Annotated in this window: 18 protein-coding genes; 1 reads left to right on the forward strand and 17 read right to left on the reverse strand. The window is 70.1% G+C overall.

Annotated features, from left to right (window positions below; all coding sequences use genetic code 11):
• Nucleotides 1-17 precede the first annotated feature (17 nt).
• From ACFO6S_RS08785 to ftsH, 15 genes are all read right to left on the reverse strand, one after another.
• On the reverse strand, nucleotides 18-362 hold the full coding sequence (locus ACFO6S_RS08785) for a histone-like nucleoid-structuring protein Lsr2 (RefSeq protein ID WP_378416028.1): 345 nt from the start codon (nucleotides 360-362) through the stop codon (nucleotides 18-20).
• Between the two features lie 123 nt (nucleotides 363-485).
• Nucleotides 486-1,997 carry a lysine--tRNA ligase gene (lysS, locus tag ACFO6S_RS08790; RefSeq protein ID WP_378416030.1) on the reverse strand — a complete coding sequence of 504 codons (1,512 nt, stop codon included), beginning with the start codon at nucleotides 1,995-1,997 and terminating at the stop codon, nucleotides 486-488.
• Nucleotides 1,998-2,042: 45 nt separating this feature from the next.
• Nucleotides 2,043-2,465 (reverse strand): rhodanese-like domain-containing protein, encoded by a 423-nt coding sequence (locus ACFO6S_RS08795; protein WP_378416032.1) that lies wholly within the window; start codon nucleotides 2,463-2,465, stop codon nucleotides 2,043-2,045.
• Complete coding sequence (locus ACFO6S_RS08800; protein WP_378416034.1) at nucleotides 2,462-3,043, reverse strand: cysteine dioxygenase; 582 nt, start codon at nucleotides 3,041-3,043, stop codon at nucleotides 2,462-2,464. The genes ACFO6S_RS08795 and ACFO6S_RS08800 overlap by 4 nt, the downstream gene beginning before the upstream one ends.
• 155 nt (nucleotides 3,044-3,198) lie before the next feature.
• On the reverse strand, nucleotides 3,199-4,014 hold the full coding sequence (locus tag ACFO6S_RS08805) for a type III pantothenate kinase (RefSeq protein ID WP_378416036.1): 816 nt from the start codon (nucleotides 4,012-4,014) through the stop codon (nucleotides 3,199-3,201).
• Between the two features lie 2 nt (nucleotides 4,015-4,016).
• Nucleotides 4,017-4,457, reverse strand: a complete 441-nt coding sequence (gene panD / locus ACFO6S_RS08810) for an aspartate 1-decarboxylase (RefSeq protein ID WP_378416038.1) — start codon at nucleotides 4,455-4,457, stop codon at nucleotides 4,017-4,019.
• 15 nt (nucleotides 4,458-4,472) lie between these two features.
• The gene (gene panC, locus ACFO6S_RS08815; protein WP_378416040.1) at nucleotides 4,473-5,390 is read right to left on the reverse strand and encodes a pantoate--beta-alanine ligase; all 918 of its coding nucleotides are present in this window, start codon (nucleotides 5,388-5,390) and stop codon (nucleotides 4,473-4,475) included.
• On the reverse strand, nucleotides 5,387-6,328 hold the full coding sequence (locus tag ACFO6S_RS08820) for a Rossmann-like and DUF2520 domain-containing protein (RefSeq protein WP_378416042.1): 942 nt from the start codon (nucleotides 6,326-6,328) through the stop codon (nucleotides 5,387-5,389). Before ACFO6S_RS08820 ends, panC begins: the two co-directional genes overlap by 4 nt.
• A 130-nt stretch (nucleotides 6,329-6,458) precedes the next feature.
• The gene (locus tag ACFO6S_RS08825) at nucleotides 6,459-7,487 is read right to left on the reverse strand and encodes a DUF6779 domain-containing protein (RefSeq protein ID WP_378416044.1); all 1,029 of its coding nucleotides are present in this window, start codon (nucleotides 7,485-7,487) and stop codon (nucleotides 6,459-6,461) included.
• Between the two features lie 68 nt (nucleotides 7,488-7,555).
• Entirely contained in the window at nucleotides 7,556-8,026 is a 471-nt protein-coding gene (locus ACFO6S_RS08830) for a DUF3180 domain-containing protein (protein ID WP_378416046.1), read from the reverse strand.
• Nucleotides 8,023-8,529, reverse strand: a complete 507-nt coding sequence (gene folK, locus ACFO6S_RS08835) for a 2-amino-4-hydroxy-6-hydroxymethyldihydropteridine diphosphokinase (protein ID WP_378416048.1) — start codon at nucleotides 8,527-8,529, stop codon at nucleotides 8,023-8,025. The genes ACFO6S_RS08830 and folK overlap by 4 nt, the downstream gene beginning before the upstream one ends.
• Nucleotides 8,526-8,900 (reverse strand): dihydroneopterin aldolase, encoded by a 375-nt coding sequence (folB, locus tag ACFO6S_RS08840; protein ID WP_378416050.1) that lies wholly within the window; start codon nucleotides 8,898-8,900, stop codon nucleotides 8,526-8,528. The genes folK and folB overlap by 4 nt, the downstream gene beginning before the upstream one ends.
• Nucleotides 8,893-9,708, reverse strand: coding sequence for a dihydropteroate synthase (gene folP, locus ACFO6S_RS08845; RefSeq protein WP_378416125.1), 816 nt, complete (start codon nucleotides 9,706-9,708; stop codon nucleotides 8,893-8,895). Before folP ends, folB begins: the two co-directional genes overlap by 8 nt.
• Nucleotides 9,709-9,740: 32 nt before the next feature.
• A complete protein-coding gene (gene folE, locus ACFO6S_RS08850) occupies nucleotides 9,741-10,343 on the reverse strand; it encodes a GTP cyclohydrolase I FolE (protein WP_378416127.1) in 603 nt (200 codons plus the stop codon).
• Nucleotides 10,344-10,481: 138 nt separating this feature from the next.
• The gene (gene ftsH, locus ACFO6S_RS08855; protein WP_378416052.1) at nucleotides 10,482-13,010 is read right to left on the reverse strand and encodes an ATP-dependent zinc metalloprotease FtsH; all 2,529 of its coding nucleotides are present in this window, start codon (nucleotides 13,008-13,010) and stop codon (nucleotides 10,482-10,484) included.
• Nucleotides 13,011-13,362: 352 nt separating this feature from the next.
• Between ftsH and ACFO6S_RS08860 the strand changes: the two genes are divergently transcribed.
• A complete protein-coding gene (locus ACFO6S_RS08860; protein WP_378416053.1) occupies nucleotides 13,363-15,363 on the forward strand; it encodes a serine/threonine-protein kinase in 2,001 nt (666 codons plus the stop codon).
• A gap of 38 nt (nucleotides 15,364-15,401) precedes the next feature.
• On the opposite strand, the gene ACFO6S_RS08865 is transcribed toward ACFO6S_RS08860, so the two are convergent.
• Together ACFO6S_RS08865 and hpt are read right to left on the reverse strand one after the other, a co-directional pair.
• Nucleotides 15,402-16,739, reverse strand: a complete 1,338-nt coding sequence (locus ACFO6S_RS08865; protein WP_378416055.1) for an amidase — start codon at nucleotides 16,737-16,739, stop codon at nucleotides 15,402-15,404.
• A gap of 10 nt (nucleotides 16,740-16,749) precedes the next feature.
• Complete coding sequence (hpt, locus tag ACFO6S_RS08870) at nucleotides 16,750-17,304, reverse strand: hypoxanthine phosphoribosyltransferase (protein ID WP_378416057.1); 555 nt, start codon at nucleotides 17,302-17,304, stop codon at nucleotides 16,750-16,752.
• Nucleotides 17,305-17,306 lie beyond the last annotated feature (2 nt).

The following is a 17,306-nucleotide window of genomic DNA, read 5'->3' on the forward strand; positions in this document are numbered from 1 at the left end:
GTGAATTACGGAGGGGGTCAGTTGGCTTTGTTGTAGGCGTCGATGATTTCCGCCGAGATACGACCGCGGGCGGACACCGGCCTGCCGTCGCGCCGTGCCCAGTCGCGGATCGCCGCGCTCTGCTCTCGATCCACGCTCACCCGGGTCTTCGTCGCCGGCGCCGCCGACTTCACCTTACGACGACCCGAGGCCTTGCGCGCGTGGCCCACCCAGACGTCTAGCTGCTCGCGCAGCTTCGCCGCATTCTCGGTGGACAGGTCGATCTCGTACATGACGCCGTCGAGCGCAAACTCGACCGTTTCGTCGGCAGTCGCTTCCTGATCCACATCATCGATCAGAGTGACGGTGACCTTCTTCGCCATGGGTCGAGTTCCCTTCCAATTCAAGAGCCATTTCTCGCCGCGATCGCGACTATTCGACGAGTGTACCCCGTTTACCGACCACTACATGACCGGCAATAACTGGGGAATAGCAATTGAAAGGGATCAGCGGGCCGCGGGCCGAACAATTGGGAAGAGGATAGTTTCCCGGATTCCCAATCCGGTCAGCGCCATGAGCAGGCGGTCGATACCCATTCCGGTTCCGGTGGTCGGCGGCATGCCCTGCTCCATTGCCGCGAGAAACTCCTCGTCAAGGGCCATTGCCTCGTCGTCGCCGGCCGAGGCCAGTCGGGCCTGATCGGCGAACCGTTCCCGCTGGATGACCGGGTCGACCAGTTCCGAGTAGCCGGTGGCCAGCTCGAATCCGCGAATGTAGAGGTCCCACTTCTCCGTCACACCGGGTTCACTGCGGTGCTGACGGGTCAGGGGCGAGGTCTCGACCGGGAAGTTCCGCACGAAGGTGGGCTCGTGCAACTGGTCGCCGCACTGGTGCTCCCACAGCTCCTCGACGAGCTTGCCGTGGCCGTAGCCCTTGTCCTTGGGCACCTCGAGCCCCACCTGCGCGGCCAGCGCGAGCAGTTCGTCGACGGTGGTCGCGGGAGTGACCTCGACGCCGATGGCAGCGGAGAGCGACGGGTACATCTCCATCGTCTTCCACTCGCCGCTCAGGTCGTACTCCTCGCCGTCGGCAAGGGTGACCACCTGGGTGCCGAAGGCCGCCTGCGCGACCTCCTGGATCAGCTCGCGGGTCATCTTCGCCGAGTCGTCGTAGGTGCCGTACGCCTCGTAGGTCTCGAGCATCGCGAACTCCGGGGAGTGCGTGGAGTCGATGCCCTCGTTGCGGAAGTTGCGGTTGATCTCGAAGACCTTCTCGATACCGCCGACGACGCAGCGCTTGAGGAACAGCTCCGGCGCGATCCGCAGGTACAGGTCGATGTCGAGGGCATTCGAGTGGGTGACGAACGGTCGGGCCGCGGCGCCGCCGGCCACGGTCTGCAGCATCGGGGTCTCGACCTCGAGGAAACCGCGGGACTCGAGCGCATCGCGCAGCGCCCGCACCACGGCCACCCGCTTGCGGGCCATCGCGCGGGCCTCCGGGCGCACGATCAGGTCGGCGTAGCGCTGCCGGACCCGGGACTCCTCGTTCATCTCCTTGTGCGCGACCGGCAGCGGCCGCAGCGACTTGGACGCGATCTGCCAGCTGTCGGCCATCACGGACAGCTCGCCACGTCGGGAGCTGATCACCTCGCCGTGCACGAACACGAAGTCGCCGAGGTCCACGTCGGACTTCCAGGCGGCGAGGGCGTCCTCGCCGACACCGGCGAGGCTGATCATCGCCTGCAGCTGGGTGCCGTCGCCCTCCTGCAGCGTCGCGAAGCACAGCTTGCCGGTGTTCCGCAGGAAGATCACCCGACCGACGATGCCGACCTGGGCGCCGGTGGCGGTGTCCGGCTCGAGGTCGGGGTACTGCGCGCGGACCTCGCCGAGGCTGTGCGTGCGCGGAACCGAGACGGGGTACGCCTGCTGCCCCTGCGCAAGGATCCGGTCCCGCTTCTCGCGGCGGATCCGCAGCTGCTCGGGGGTGTCGTCGGCGGGCTCGGCTATAACATCACTCACGGACGGTCAGCCTAATGCCTGCACGCAAGACCAGCGCCGCTGGTCTCAGTGCGCGACGACGGCCTCACCCTCGCGAACCACGTGCCGGGCCCGCATCAGCACGCCGAGCAGGCCTGCCGAGCGCATCGCCTGGTACCCGCCGACCAGGTCGGTGGCGCGGTGCAGCCCCAGCTCCTGCAGCGCCGCGGCCGCCAGGCTGGAGGTGTACCCCTCCGAGCACACCACGATCCACTCCACGTCGTGGTCGACGGCGGCGGCCAGGCGCGCATCGCTGGTCGGGTCGAGCCGCCATTCGAGCACGTTCCGCTCGATCGCGAGGGCGCCGGGCAGGGTGCCCTCGCGCTGCCGCTGCGCCTGCGGGCGGATGTCCACCACGATCGCCCCGCGGGCGACGGCCGCCTCGAGTTCGAACACCGTCAGGCGCCGGTAGCTGCTGCGCGCCGCCTCGAGCATCTCGTCGATGGTCATGCCGTCAGTCCTTCCGGGAGGTCGGTGAGCTCGGTGCGGGTGCGACGGAGGCTGCCGTGATCGGTCACCTCGTAGTAGGACATGGCCGTCAGCGGCGGCGAGTAGGCGTGCACGCTCAGCGTCGGCTGGTCCGCGCCGGACGCCGTTCCGGGCGCCTGCACCACGTCGTGAACCCACCCCAGCGGGAAGGAGGCCTGGTCCCCGGCCTCGAGCGTCCGGTACTTCAGTTCGGTTCCACCCCAGCGATATTCCGCCAGTGTCCCGCTGAGCACGGTGAGCGCACCGAGCGATCCGGCATGGTCGTGGAGCTCGGTGGCGATGCCGGGCACCCAACTGATCAGCCACACGTCGACGTCGTCGTCCGCATGCAGTCGGGTGGACCAGCGCTCCGCACTGGGCCAGCGCCCGGGGAGCAGGTCCGCGAAGCGGCCGTCGAGCACGTCCTGTGCGCCCTGGTCGCTGATGCGCAGCAGGTCCGCCGGCCGCAGCCGGCTCGGCGAGACGGAACGGTCGACCGGGTTCCGCGGGGACCGGGAAGAAAATGGGTTCAGAGAAGAGACCACAGATGTGGAAGGCATGGCAGAGACTCCAGGAATGGGGAATTGATCGAGGGCTGCGTTCAGCCTCGACAACACTCCTGGGCGACCATGCGGTGATTCACGCCGATCAGTCTGGCACAGAATCCCGGATCAGGGAACCCCGGCGCCGGCCCCTCGACCGCCTCGGGATCCGCTCAGGCCACCGGAGGTCGCCGGGCCGCATTGCGAGCCTGGTTGCGCTCGTACACAATTCGCAATCCTTCGAGGGCGAGATCCCGCTCGAGGTGGGCGATGGTCGACGACTCCGGCATCACCAGCGCCGCGCTGTCACCGGTGGCGATCACGGTGACGTCGTCGCCGGCGAAGGCCGGCACCTCCGCGCGCACCCGGCCCACCAGGCCGTCCACCAGACCGGCGAACCCGAAGATCGCGCCGGACTGCATGCACTCGACGGTGTTCTTGCCGACCACCGAGCGTGGCCGCAGCAGTTCCACCTTGCGCAACGCCGCCGACTGGGAGGCCAACGCGTCGACGGAGACCTCGAGGCCCGGCGCGATCACCCCGCCGAGGAACTCACCCTTGGCGGACACCACATCCACACAAGTGGACACGCCGAAGTCCACGACGATGCAGGGACCGCCGTAGAGATCGTGCGCGGCAAGGCTGTTCACGATCCGGTCGGCACCCACCTCCTTGGGGTTGTCGACCAGCAGCGGCACCCCGGTGCGCACTCCCGGCTCGACCACCACGTGCGGGACGTGCGGCCAGTAGCGCGTCAGCATCACCCGCAGTTCCCTCAGCACCGAGGGCACCGTCGACAACGCGGACACCCCGGTGACCTGCTCCGCCTGGTCCCCGAGCAGCCCGCGCAGCATCCACGCCAGCTCGTCCGCGGTGACCCGCGGATCTGTGCGCATCCGCCAGTCCCGCACCAACTTCGAGTGCTCGCCGACACCGGCGAACAACCCGAGAGTGAGGTTGGTGTTGCGAACGTCGACGGTGAGCAGCACGGCTAGACCAGTGCCGCGGCGTCTTCGAGCGTGGACAGCATCCGCGGCGTGATCAGCCCGGAACCCGCGGGGGCGTGGGCCGGGTCGCTGCCGAGTTCGACCGGCGCGTTGTCGGCGTCCACGAAGACCACCTTCGGCGCGTAGTCACGGCACTCCTGCTCGTTCATCACGCCGTAGGCGATGAGGATGACCAGGTGCCCCGGCTTGACCAGATGCGCTGCGGCACCGTTGATCCCGATGACACCGGTACCGCGCTCGCCGGCGATGACGTAGGTCTCGAGGCGGGAGCCGTTGTCGATGTCGACGATGCAGACCTGCTCACCCTCGAGCAGATCGGCGGCGTCCATCAGGTCCTGGTCCACCGTGACCGACCCGACGTAGTGCAGGTCCGCGTGGGTGACGGTAGCGCGGTGGATCTTCGACTTCATCATGGTGCGAAACATGTGTGTCCTCCGGGGCTAGCTGAAAAGGTCGGTGGGTGAGGTGGTGCGGGTGTCCACTTCCCGCTCCAGGAATCCGGTGCCGACGGCAACGCCGACGTTGTCGATCAGGCGGGTCTCGCCCAGCCGGGCCGCGACGAGCAGTCGGCCGTCGCCGCGTTCGGGCGCAGGCCCGAGGTCCACACCGCGGACCTCCAGGTAGTCGACCTCGATCTCGGGCGTGGCCGCGAGCACGGCTCCGGCGGTGGCCAGGATGGCCTCCGCGCCGCCTGCGGCGGCGTACGCGCCTGCCACCAGTGCCGCGGAGATGGCCGTCGCCACGGACCGCTGGTCGGCGTCGAGGTACCGGTTCCGCGAGGACAGCGCGAGTCCGTCCTGCTCACGCACCGTGGGCACGCCGATGATCTCGACGTCGAAGTCGAGGTCGAGGACCATCTGCCGGATCAGGGTGAGCTGCTGGTAGTCCTTCTCGCCGAAGTACGCGGTGTTCGGCGCGGCGATCTGCAGCAGCTTGGCCACGACGGTCAGCATCCCGGCGAAGTGGGTCGGCCTGCTGGCGCCCTCGAGCTCGGCGCCCAGCGGACCCGGATGGATCATCGTGCGCTGCCCGGCGGGGTACATCTGCGCGACCGACGGCGCGAAGACCAACTCCACACCCTCGCCGCGCAACAGTTCGAGGTCGCTGTCGAGGGTGCGGGGGTATGCGTCGAGGTCCTCCCCCGCCGCGAACTGCAGCGGGTTGACGAAGATCGACACGATCACGACCGCGCCGCGCATCTGGGCCTGCCGGACCAGCTCGAGGTGCCCGGCGTGCAGCGCGCCCATGGTCGGGACCAGCGCGACCTGTCGGCCGACGTGGCGCAGCGCCTTGGACACCTTGGTCAGCACCGCGGGGTCGTGGTGCACGGTCAGTTCTCCGCGGGCATAGCCGTTCACGGTTTGTCCTCCAGGATCTCGATGAGTTCGGGCTTGGCGCCTGCGACCTGCGCCGAGCGCAGCGACATTGCGCGGTACCCCCGCGCGAGCTGCGGATCGACCTCACGCAGCACCCGCAGGTGGGTGGTCACCGCGTCGACGTCGCCCCGGGCCACCGGTCCGGTCAGCGCCGACGGTCCCCGTCGCAGTGCGTTGTCCAGGGCCGCCGACAGCAGCGGCGCGAGCACCCGTTCGGCCACGCCGTTGGGGTCACCGTCCACCAACTGCTGGCCGAGCAGGTCGCCGTCGGACAGGGCGACGCGCAACGCGGCCACCGCATCCGAGACCAGGGTGACCAGGTGATTGCTGCCGTGCGCGAGGGCCGCGTGGTAGAGCGGCCGAACCTCGTCGCGGACCTGGACGGGCTCGCCGCCGATCTCCAGGACCAGCGACTGGGCGATGGCGTAGCCGATCTCGTCCGCCGCGGTGATGCCGAAGCAGGCCGACGACATCCGGGCGACGTCCTCGTCGTGGCCGGTGAAGGTCATCGCGGGGTGGATTGCCAGCGGCACCGCACCGAGTGCCGTGAGTGGTGCGAGCACGCCGATGCCGTTGGCCCCGGAGGTGTGCGCGACCAACGTGCCGCGCCGGACCGAACCGGTGGCGGCCAGGCCGGAGACCAGGTCTGCGAGCTGGTCGTCGGGCACCGCCAGAATCAGCAGTTCACAACGGCCGGCCACGTCGGTCGCGGGCAGGATCTCGGAATCGGGAAGTCGGAGCCGGGCTCGGCGGAGCGAGGCATCCGAAATCGCAGTACAGGCGGCCACCACGTGGCCGACGCGCTCGAGCGCAGCACCGATCGCGGTTCCCACGCGTCCCGCCGAGACGATTCCTACCGTCAGGCGTGCGGGCGTCGTGTCGCGAAACGGCCCATCTCGAGTGATCTCGAATGAGGTCACCGTTGTTCCTCTCGTTCGTTCCAGTCCCGCGGTGCGGGTACCGGACGTTCACAGCGAGGATAGTCGTCTGGCGGTGACGGCCGCCACGGTCGGCGGAGTGATATATCGCACCGCGCGTGGTGGGCTCGCGTCAGTCGCGGCGGCGGCGACCCGCACGCGGCTCGGCGGCCGCGTCGGCCTTCTGCATGTTCGCCATGATCTCGGCGACGGTGAGCCCGTCGGCAGCCGAGTGCGCGCCCGGTGCGGGCTCCGGCTCGACCCGTCGGCGCGACCGACGTCCGGTGACCGCGGTGGTCTCCGGTTCCGGCTCGGGGCCGGACTCGGGCTCGGGCTCGGGCTCGGGCTCGCGCGCAGCAACCGCCTCGGGCGTGGGCGGCGTGGGCGCGGGCTTGTCCACCACGGGCTGGGGCGCGGTCACCGGCTCCGGCTCGGGCCTCGGGGCCGCGGTCGGGGTGCCCGTTCCGGCCCTCGGAGCAGGCGCCTCGGACTCGTCCTCCCCCACAGTCGACACCTCGGCGGTGACCGGCGCGTCGAAGGGGGTCGCGAACCGTGGCCGTCCCTGTCCGGCGTATGCGGGATCCGGCGTGAAGCTCGGGCGGGCGGCGGCACCGACGTACTCCGGGTCCGGGTCGATGGTCCGTCGGTAGCCGGTGACCGGCGGCGGGGCATCCGCCGCACTCGCCCCGCGGCCCAGCTCGCCCATCCGGCGAGCGTCCGCGGTGAGGGCGACGCGGTCGGCCGGCATCCGGCCCTCGAACAGGAACTCGAGGTTGCCGCGCAGCGCCGCCAACTCGGCCCGCAGCGCGGCCATCTCCGAGGCCTGCAGGGTGGTCTCGCTCCGAACCCGCGCCTCGACGCCCGACTCGTACTCACGCCGAGCGGTGATCTCGCGCTCGAGCTGCAGTTCGTACACCGTCTGCAGGTCGCGCACCTTCGCCTTGTCCGCAGCGGACTCCCGGCGGTACTTCGTCATCGCGATCGCGCCCAGCGTCGCCGCCCAGAGCGCAATGACCAGGCCAACTCTCAGCAACTGCACGCTGCTGCTGAAGATCAGGAACAGGCTGGCGACGACCGCGAGTGCCACCAGCGCGGCCACGATCACCTGGCTAGTGCTGCGCTTGTTTCGCCGGAGCGAAGCCGCGCGACCAGTAACCGTCATGATTTCGAGGATAGCCGTCCCGACCGACTCGCTCACATTGTGAGAGGCCGCGATTTGGCCACAACCGGTCAGAGAGCAGGCTCGTCCGGCGGCTCATCCGGTGTCTTGCAACAGTGTTCGAGCCACAGCGCCGCCGCTACCAGCAGGGTTCCCGCGACCAAACCCACCACCGCGCCCGTCGTGTCGCCGGCGGCGGCGTCGACGGTGGAGCGTTTCGGGAGCAGGAAGAGCAGCAGACCCGTCCACACCCCGGCGCTGGCCGCACCGACGAGCGCCGACGCCTTCGCCAACGCGACCGCCCGGGCCGCCGTGATCGGGTGCAGTTGACGCGGTCCCGAACCGATTCGATGGTCGGCGATTCGGGCCCGGATCACGAAGGCGAGCGCCACCTCGATCGCCGCGACCGGGTACAGCGAGGCTCCCGCAAACACCGGCACGGGCGGCAGCGAGCCGTAGAACGCACCAACCAGCAACCACGTGGCGATCGCCGCGAACGCGGCCAGGGCGAGCAGGTCCCGCACGCGGGTGGCACCGGTCACGGCGACACCAACCGCAGCTCGGTACGGCGCACCCCGTCGCGCTCGGCCGGGTCCAGTCCGGCCAGTAGGTCCCGCGCCGCGACCGTCTCGCCGGCCACGACGAGCGCCGCGTCCGGGTCCACCTCGAGCCACGGGGCCAGCACGAACGCCCGCTCGTGGGCCCGCGGGTGCGGGAGGGTCAGCCGCGCATCGGCGCTGACCGTGCCGTCGCAGTCCACCACGTCCACGTCCAGACTTCGCGGCCCCCAGCGCTGCTCACGCACCCGGTCCGCGGCCGACTCCAGTTCCTGCCCCAGCCGAAGCCAACCCCAGCAGTCCAGGTCGGGATCCTCGGCGATCACCGTCGCGTTGAGGAAGTCCTGCTGCTCGACACCGCCCCACGGCGCGGTCGCGTACACGCTCGACGCCGCGATCACCCGGTCGCCGAGTGCCGACACCACCGAACGCAGGTGCACCAGCGGGTCTCCCATGTTGGACCCGATCGAGAGCACCACCCGGCTCATCCCCGTGCGCCCTGACGTGAACGCCGGGCCACGACGGCCACGTCCGCGAAGGTCAACGGAATCGGCGCCGACGGTTTGTGCACGGTGACCTCGACCGCGTTGACCCGGTCGTCGCGCAGCACCGCGTCGGCAATCTCCGCGGCCACCGTCTCGATCAGGTCGCGCGGCGGACCCGCAACAATCTCGGCCGCGGTCTGCGCCAACTCCCCGTAGTGCAGGGTGTCCGCAAGATCGTCCGAGGCCGCGGCAGGTGCGAGGTCCATCCACACCGTGATGTCGATGTAGAAGTCCTGTCCGTCTCGCTTCTCGTGCTCGAACACACCGTGATTGCCACGGATCTTCAGGCCACGCAACTCGATCCGGTCAGCCATCCGATGCCTCCTCTGCCGCGGTCCAGGCCTGGGCCACCGCGATCGCGTCGCGAGAACCCCGTACGTCGTGCACCCGCACACCCCAGGCGTCGCCCCGCGCGGCCAGCGCGGAGATGACGGCGGTGGCCACCTCGCGCCCGGCGGGCGGGCGGTCGCCGGACTCGTCCGCGAGCAGCGAGCCGAGGAACCGCTTCCGGGAGGCACCGATCAGCACCGGGAAGCCGAGCGCGTTCAGCCGCGGCAGCGCCCCGAGCAGCGCCCAGTTGTGCTCGGCGGTCTTCGCGAACCCGAGACCCGGGTCGAGGATCAGGTTCGACGGGTCGACGCCGGCGCGCACGGCGGCGTCCACCTGGCGGAGCAGTTCCGTGGACACCTCGGCGACCACGTCGCCGTAGTGCTCGACGCCGCCGGCATGCACGTACTCGCCTGCCGATCGCCAGTGCATCAGAATCCACGGCAGCCCCGCATCCGCGAGCACCCGGGCCATCGCCGGGTCGGCGCGGCCACCGGAGACGTCGTTGACGACGCCTGCCCCGGCCTCGATGGCGGCCTCGGCAACCGAGGCACGCATGGTGTCGACGCTGACCGAGATGCCCTCGGCGACGAGGTCGGCGATCACCGGCGCCACCCGTCGCGCCTCGACCGCCGCATCCACCCGCTGAGCTCCGGGCCGAGTCGACTCGCCGCCGACGTCGACGATGTCCACCCCGAGATCCCGCAACTCGAGACCGTGCCCGACGGCCGCGTCCCGATCCAGGAACTGCCCGCCGTCCGAGAAGGAGTCGCTGGTGACGTTCAGCACCCCCATCACCACGCAGCGACCCGGGGCAGGCAACACGATCACTTGCGCAGGATCAGGTCCAGCGCCTCGGCACGCGAGGCGGCGCTGGACTGGAGCAGGCCGCGGACGGCCGAGGTGGTGGTGCTCGCGCCGGGCTTGCGGATGCCACGCATGGCCATGCACAGGTGCTCGGCCTCCACCACGACGATCACGCCGCGCGGATCGAGCTTGCGCACCATGGCATCGGCGATCTGACTGGTCAGTCGTTCCTGCACCTGCGGCCGCTTCGCGTACAGGTCGACCAGGCGGGCCAGCTTCGAGAGCCCCGTCACCCGGCCGGTCGAGCCGGGGATGTAGCCGACGTGCGCGACACCGTGGAACGACACCAGGTGATGCTCGCAGGTGGAGTACATCGGGATGTCGCGAACCAGCACCAGCTCCTGGTGGCCCTCGTCGAAGGTCGTGTTGAGCACCGCGTCCGGATCGGTGTACAGGCCGGCGAACACCTCACGGTAGGCGCGCGCAACGCGCGACGGCGTGTCCGCCAGCCCGGGCCGGTCCGGATCCTCGCCGACCGCGATGAGCAGTTCGCGCACCGCCGCCTCCGCACGCGGCTGGTCGAACTCCCGACCAGACGAGATCGACTTCAGCTCATGCGACAGCTCGCTTGCCCCACGAGAATTCGCATCACCGAGTTGATTGACCGACACCCGACCGCACCTCCACACACTCTCGGACCGATGTCCACTGATTGCGCCCCACCGGGACAAAGAACCAGTGACAGCCTAGTGCTCGCGAAACTACTGGTTACCGTTCGGGCCTTCCCACCGCTCGGTCGAGCCGTCCTTGGACTCCGGCGGCCGTGGGGTCTCAGCGTGCTGCGTCGGCTCCTGGTGCTGCTGGGACTCGAGCGGCGGCTGGGGCGGCGGGTTCCACTGGGGGTAACCCGAGTAGCCGCCCTGCTGCTCACCCTTCTGCGGGTACTGACGGCTCGGCCCCGAAGACGGGTACTGACCACCCTGCGGCGGGTACGGCGCGGCCGGGCCACCCGGGGGCGGGTACTGAGCCGCCGGGGAGCCCTGCGGCGGGTACTGGCCGTACGGGTACTCGGCCGGCTTCGGGTACTGCCCCTCGTTCGACTCACGCGGCGGCCAGCCCGGCGCCGACCAGCCGGCCGGTGCGCCGTAGTCCGGCACCGAGCCCTGCGGCTGCGACCGCGGATCGCCGTACGACTGGAAGCCGCCCGAGTTCGGCGCCGGCTGGAAGCCACCGGTGTTCGCCGCGGGAACCGGGTAGCCGTTCTGCGGGGCAGGCGTTGCCGCCGCGGCGGTCGGCGCGGCCGTGGTCGCCGGTGCCCGCTTGCTGAAGGTGGGCTGCCGGGCGGACTCGTCCGGCAACGGCTCACCGCGCTCGATCGCCAACTCCCGCGGCGTCTTCACCGGCGGCTTGTCGGACGGGGTGCGGCCACCGAAGTCGTTGAACTCGGTGATCCGCGGACGCTTCTCCACGTCGGCGAAGATCTTCTCGAGATCCTTGCGGGTCAGGGTCTCCCGCTCGAGCAGTTCGGTCGCCACGACGTCGAGCAGGTCACGGTGCTCGTTGAGGATCGACCATGCCTCGGTGTGTGCGGCCTCGATGAGGTTGCGCACCTCCTCGTCGATCTCGCGGGCCACCTCGTGCGAGTACTCCGAGCTCACGCCCATCGACCGGCCGAGGAACGGGTCGCCCTGTTCCTGCCCGTACCGAACGGCACCCAGCTTGGCGCTCATTCCGTACTCGGTGACCATCGCGCGGGCGATCTTGGTCGCCTGGTCGATGTCCGACGAGGCACCCGTGGTCGGCTCGTGGAAGACCAACTCCTCGGCTGCCCGGCCACCCATCGCCATCACCAGGCGGGCGATCATCTCCGAGCGGGTCATCAGGCCCTTGTCGTCCTCGGGCACCGTCATGGCGTGGCCACCGGTGCGACCGCGGGCCAGGATGGTGACCTTGTAGACCGGCTCGATGTCCGGCATCGCCCACGCGGCGAGCGTGTGCCCGCCCTCGTGGTACGCGGTGATCTTCTTCTCGTGCTCACTGATGATCCGGCTCTTGCGACGCGGGCCGCCGATGACGCGGTCCACCGACTCCTCGAGGGCGGCCTCGGTGATCAGCGTGCCGTTCTCGCGAGCGGTCAGCAGGGCGGCCTCGTTGATGACGTTCGCCAGGTCCGCGCCGGACATGCCGACGGTCCGCTTGGCGAGGCCCTCGAGGTCCGCGTGCTGATCGAGCGGCTTGCCCTTCGAGTGCACCTTCAGGATCGCGCGCCGACCGGCCAGGTCCGGGTTGCCGATCGGAATCTGGCGGTCGAACCGGCCCGGCCGCAGCAGCGCCGGGTCCAGGATGTCCGGGCGGTTGGTTGCGGCGATCAGGATGATGCCGGTGCGGTCGCCGAAGCCGTCCATCTCGACCAGCAGCTGGTTGAGGGTCTGCTCACGCTCGTCGTGACCGCCGCCGAGGCCGGCGCCGCGCTGGCGCCCGACCGCGTCGATCTCGTCGACGAAGATGATGCAGGGGCTGTTCTGCTTGGCCTGCTCGAACAGGTCGCGCACCCGGGAGGCGCCGACGCCGACGAACATCTCGACGAAGTCCGAACCGGAGATGGTGAAGAACGGGACCCCGGCCTCACCGGCGACGGCCCTCGCGAGCAGCGTCTTTCCGGTTCCGGGCGGGCCGTACAGCAACACACCCTTCGGGATCTTCGCGCCGAGCGCCTGGTATCGCGCCGGGTTCTGCAGGAAGTCCTTGATCTCGTACAGCTCTTCGACGGCCTCGTCGGCGCCCGCGACGTCCGCGAACGTCGTCTTGGGCATGTCCTTGGTGAGCTGCTTGGCCTTCGACTTGCCGAAGCCCATCACGCCGCCCTTGCCGCCGCCCTGCATGCGACCCATGACGAAGACGAACAGGCCCAGCAGGATGACCATCGGCAGCACGAACAGCAGGAGCGAGGTCAGCCAGTTCTCCTGGCTGACCTTCGTGTCGTACTTGTCCATCCCGGCGTTCTGGACCTCGGTGAAGATCTGCTCGGAGGCCGCGCTCGGGTACTTGGCAATGATCTTGGTGGCGTCACTGGTCGCCTCGCTGCCCTGCTTCAGGGTCAAGCGGACCTGCTGCTCACGGTCGTCGATCTGCGCGTCGGTGACGTTCTTGCCCTGGAGTTGGGCAACCGCAACCGAGGTGTCGACGTTGGTGTAGCCGCGGGTGTCGTTCCCGAAGTAGCTGAACGCATAGATGATCAGCAGGATGGCGGCGACGATCCCCAGATTTCGAAACACTGTCTTGCGGTTCATACAGGTTCAGCCGCTCGGGCCAGTTCCTTTCCACTTCCGGTCGAGCCCATCCAGGTCAGGTCGGACTCGGTTTGCCGGGTTCCAGCTGTTCAACCGGACGACCACAGGTTACCGCGAACGCCTCCGGCAATGCCCGTTTGCGTTCCTCGGCGGGGAGTCGGTGTCGGTCTCCACACCGCCTCCGATCAGTAGAACGAGCGAGGTTCCGTAATGGTTCCACCCGGCGACATCGCAGGTCGGCCTCCCGGCACGACCTGCCCGCACCGCCCACCCGTCCGCTCCGACGGCGATACGCTTGGCCAGTGCCCTCCGGAGGATCTCCACGGAGCGGGCGCGACCGGAGGGCAGCCCCGTGACGGACCGCCCGACCCGGAAGCCGCCCGAGGCGACGGTCGCTGCGGACCGGTCGCCGGAGACCACTGCGCTCGACGGTCCCCCGGCCGCAGCTCCCGACTCGACCGAGATGCTCGACACCACCGAGGTCGGCGGGCGCACCCGGACCTCGCTCACGCCCACCCGCCCGGACGCGACCGGACTGCCCCCGACCCTCGACGACCTCGACTCCGGCCAACGGGTTGACGACTTCGACCTGTTGATGGCACTGGGGCGCGGCGCGTTCGCGCGGGTCTTCCTGGCCAGGCAGCGGTCCATGCAGCGACTGGTGGCGGTGAAGATCTCCCGGGACCACGGCACCGAGCCGCAGACCCTCGCCCAGCTCGACCACGACTACATAGTCCGGGTGTTCGACCAGCGGGTGGTCGACGACCTGGAGATGAAGCTGCTGTACATGCAGTACCTGCCCGGCGGCACCCTGCTCGGCGTGCTGCGCCGGGTCCGCGACACCCCGGTCGCCGAGCGCAGCGGCCAACTGCTGCTCGACGAGATCGACGCGGTGCTCGCAGCCAAGGCCGAGATCCGGCCCACCGATTCGAGCGTCCGCACCGAGATCGCCCAGCTGACCTGGCCGGAGGCTGTCGCCTGGCTGGGCCGACGGCTGGCCGACGCGCTCGACTACTCCGGGCGGCGCGGCGTGCTGCACCGCGACATCAAACCCGCCAACGTGCTGCTCACCGCCGAGGGAGTGCCCAAGCTCGCCGACTTCAACATCAGCTTCAGCGACCAGGTCTCCGGGGCCAACCCGGTCGCCTACTTCGGCGGCTCGCTGGCCTACATGTCGCCCGAGCAGCTGCGGGCGTGCGTGCCGACGGACGAGTCCACCGCCGCAGACCTCGACACCCGCAGCGACCTCTACGCGCTCGGCGTCATGCTGTGGGAGCTGCTCACCGGCGCGCGCCCGTTCCCGGACCGGACCGACCCGGACGACGGTTCCGCCGACCTGGAGCTGATGCTGGCCGACCGGCGGCGCGGGGTGGGCGACGCCGCCCTCGACAGACTTCCCGCCGACTGCCCGGCGACGCTGCGCCGGGTGCTCCTCACCGCCCTGCAACCGGACCCCGGGCAACGCTGGCCGTCCGGTGCCGAACTGGCCCAGCAACTCGAACTGTGCCTGGACCCCCACGCCCGCGATCTCGTCGACCCGCCGCCGGGCAGCGCTCGGACGAGGATGCGGCGGTGGGCAGTCCCGATCCTGATCCTGGCCATCGCGGTGCCCAACGCCCTCGCCGGGCTGTACAACTACCACCACAACAAGACGCTGATCATCAACACGCTCTCCCCCGACGTGCAGCAGAACTTCGAGCAGCTCCAGGCCGTGATCAATGCGATCAGCTTCCCGCTCGGGACAATCCTGCTGCTGTACCTGTGCCGCTACCCGCTGACCGTCCCCCGCGGGCTGCGCCGGGGCCGCAGCTACGACGCCGCCACTCTCGCCCGGGCCCGCACTGACACCCTGTTGCTCGGCGACCGCGTCGTGATGGTGGTCTTCGGGCTGTGGGCGGTCGCCGGGCTGGCCTACCCGATCGCGCTGCAGCTCGGGGCAGGCGGGATTCCGTCCAACGTGTACGTGCACTTCGTCGGGTCGCTCGCGGTGTGCGGGGCAATCGCGGTGGCCTACCCGTTCTTCTTCGTGACGTTCTACGTGGTCCGCTGCCTCTACCCGGTGCTGCTGCCGTCGGGCATCACCAGCAGCGACGACGCCCGCAAGCTGCGCGGCCTGGACCGGCGCAGCACCCTCTACCTGGCGGTGGCGGCATCGGTGCCCCTGATCGCCGTGGCCGGGGTGACCTTCCTTTCCCCCGAGCAGATACCCGAGGTGATCGGCGCGGTCCGCATCCTGTGCGTCGGCGCGATCTTCGCGTTCCTGGCCGCCTACTGGCTGTTCCGGCTGCTCGAACAGGATCTGCGCGCGCTCGAGCGGGTGGTCTCGCACGAGTCCGCGGACCGGCCGAGCTGACCGGTCGGCAGTTCACACCGACACGACCCGCAGGCAGTTCACACCGACGCGACCCGCGTCCAGGGCTGCAGCTGCTCGAGCTGGGCCGCGACGGCCAGGATCCGCGCCTCGCCTCCGGGCGGCGCGACGATCTGCACGGCCAGCGGCGTCCCCGACTCGGGATGGATGCCCGCCGGGACGGTGACCGCGGGCCAGCCGACCAGGTTCCACAGCGACGGGAACGGCGCGTACCGGATGTTGGCGACGATGTTCGACAGCCACGACTTCTCGCTCCACCGGAGCGCCTCGATCGGCGAGGCGGCCAGCGTGGGCGTGATCACCACGTCGTACTCGGCGAAGCAGCGTTCCAGCGCCGCCGTCAGCCGCTCCACCGGCCCCGGGGTGACGAACCGCTTCAGCGTCCGCCCGAGCGCGGCATGCCGTCGGGTCCGCGGCTGCAGCAACGCCGGGTCCAACGCGTCGGCGTCCGCGGCGGTGCCCGCGGTCCACCGCGCCAGCAGCGGCAGCGGATTCGCCGGGTACGGCAGTCGTGCGGCAGCGACGTGGTGGCCGGCCCCGCCGAGCCGGGCGGCGGCGCCCTCGGCCGCGGCCCGCCAGTGCGGGTCGACCCGCACCATCGGCAACGGTGCCGCGACCGACACCCCGATCCGCAGGGTGCCGGGGTCGGAGATCTCCGCGAGCTCGGGCCGACCTGCCATGACCGAGAGCAACAGCGCGGCGTCCTCGACGGTGGTGGTCAGCGGACCGTTCTCGGACATGCCGAACCAGGAGTGCACGCCCAGTTCCGCGGGCACCACACCGCGACCGGGCTTGAGGCCGACCAGCCCGCAAGCCGCGGACGGGATCCGGATCGAGCCCATGCCGTCCGCACCGTGCGCGACCGGAACCATGCCGGCGGCGACGGCCGCGGCCGATCCACCGGACGACCCGCCGGGCGTCCGGTCGAGGTTCCACGGGTTGCGGGTGATCACATCGGGTGTGTCGGTGGCCCCGAACACGCAGAGTTCGGGGACTGCGGTGACCCCGACGACCACCGCGCCCGCGGCCCGCAGTCGCGCCACCACCGGATGGTCCACGGACTTGGGGACCGCGGAGGTGGCGGCCGAGCCGTCACCCTCCGGGAGCCCGGCAACCGCGACGTTGTCCTTGATCGCGATCGGGACGCCTGCCAGCGGCAGCGACGCGAGGTCCGGACGCTCGGCCAGCGCGACCGCCTCAGCCCTGGCCTGCTCGACCCGCACGGTCACGAACGCACCGAACGTCGCGTCCCGGGCGGCGATCCGGTCCAACGCGTCGTCGACGGCGTCGGCCGGGTCGAGTTCACCGGCCCGAACCCGGGCCGCGATGGACGCGGCGGTGAAGTCCGGGCCCGTCATGTCTGGGCTCTCAGCCGCCGTAGACGGTGGGCTCGAGGGTGCCGATGTAGGGCAGGTCCCGGTAGCGCTCGGCATAGTCGAGGCCGTAGCCGACCACGAACTCGTTCGGGATGTCGAAGCCCACGTTGGCGACCTTGATGTCGGCCTTGACCGCGTCGGGCTTGCGCAGCAGCGTGACCACCTCGAGCGAGGCCGGGTTGCGGGTGGAGAGGTTGCGCATCAGCCACGACAGCGTCAGGCCGGAGTCGATGATGTCCTCGACGATCAGCACGTGCCTGCCGGCGATGTCCTTGTCCAGGTCCTTGAGGATTCGCACGACGCCCGAGGAGGACGTCGACGAGCCGTAGGAACTGACCGCCATGAACTCCATCTGGGTGGGGATCGGCAGGGCCCGGGCCAGGTCGGTCATGAAGAAGACCGCGCCCTTGAGCACTCCCACCAGCAGCAGGTCGCCCTCCGGTGCGCCGACCGGATAGCGCTCCGCGATGATCGCGGCCAGCTCGGCCGTCTTCTCCCGGATCTCGTCCTCGGAGATCAAGACGGATGCGATGTCGCCTTCGTACACGG

The organism is Rhodococcus kronopolitis, assembly GCF_042654025.1.
Classification (GTDB): domain Bacteria; phylum Actinomycetota; class Actinomycetes; order Mycobacteriales; family Mycobacteriaceae; genus Rhodococcus_G; species Rhodococcus_G kronopolitis.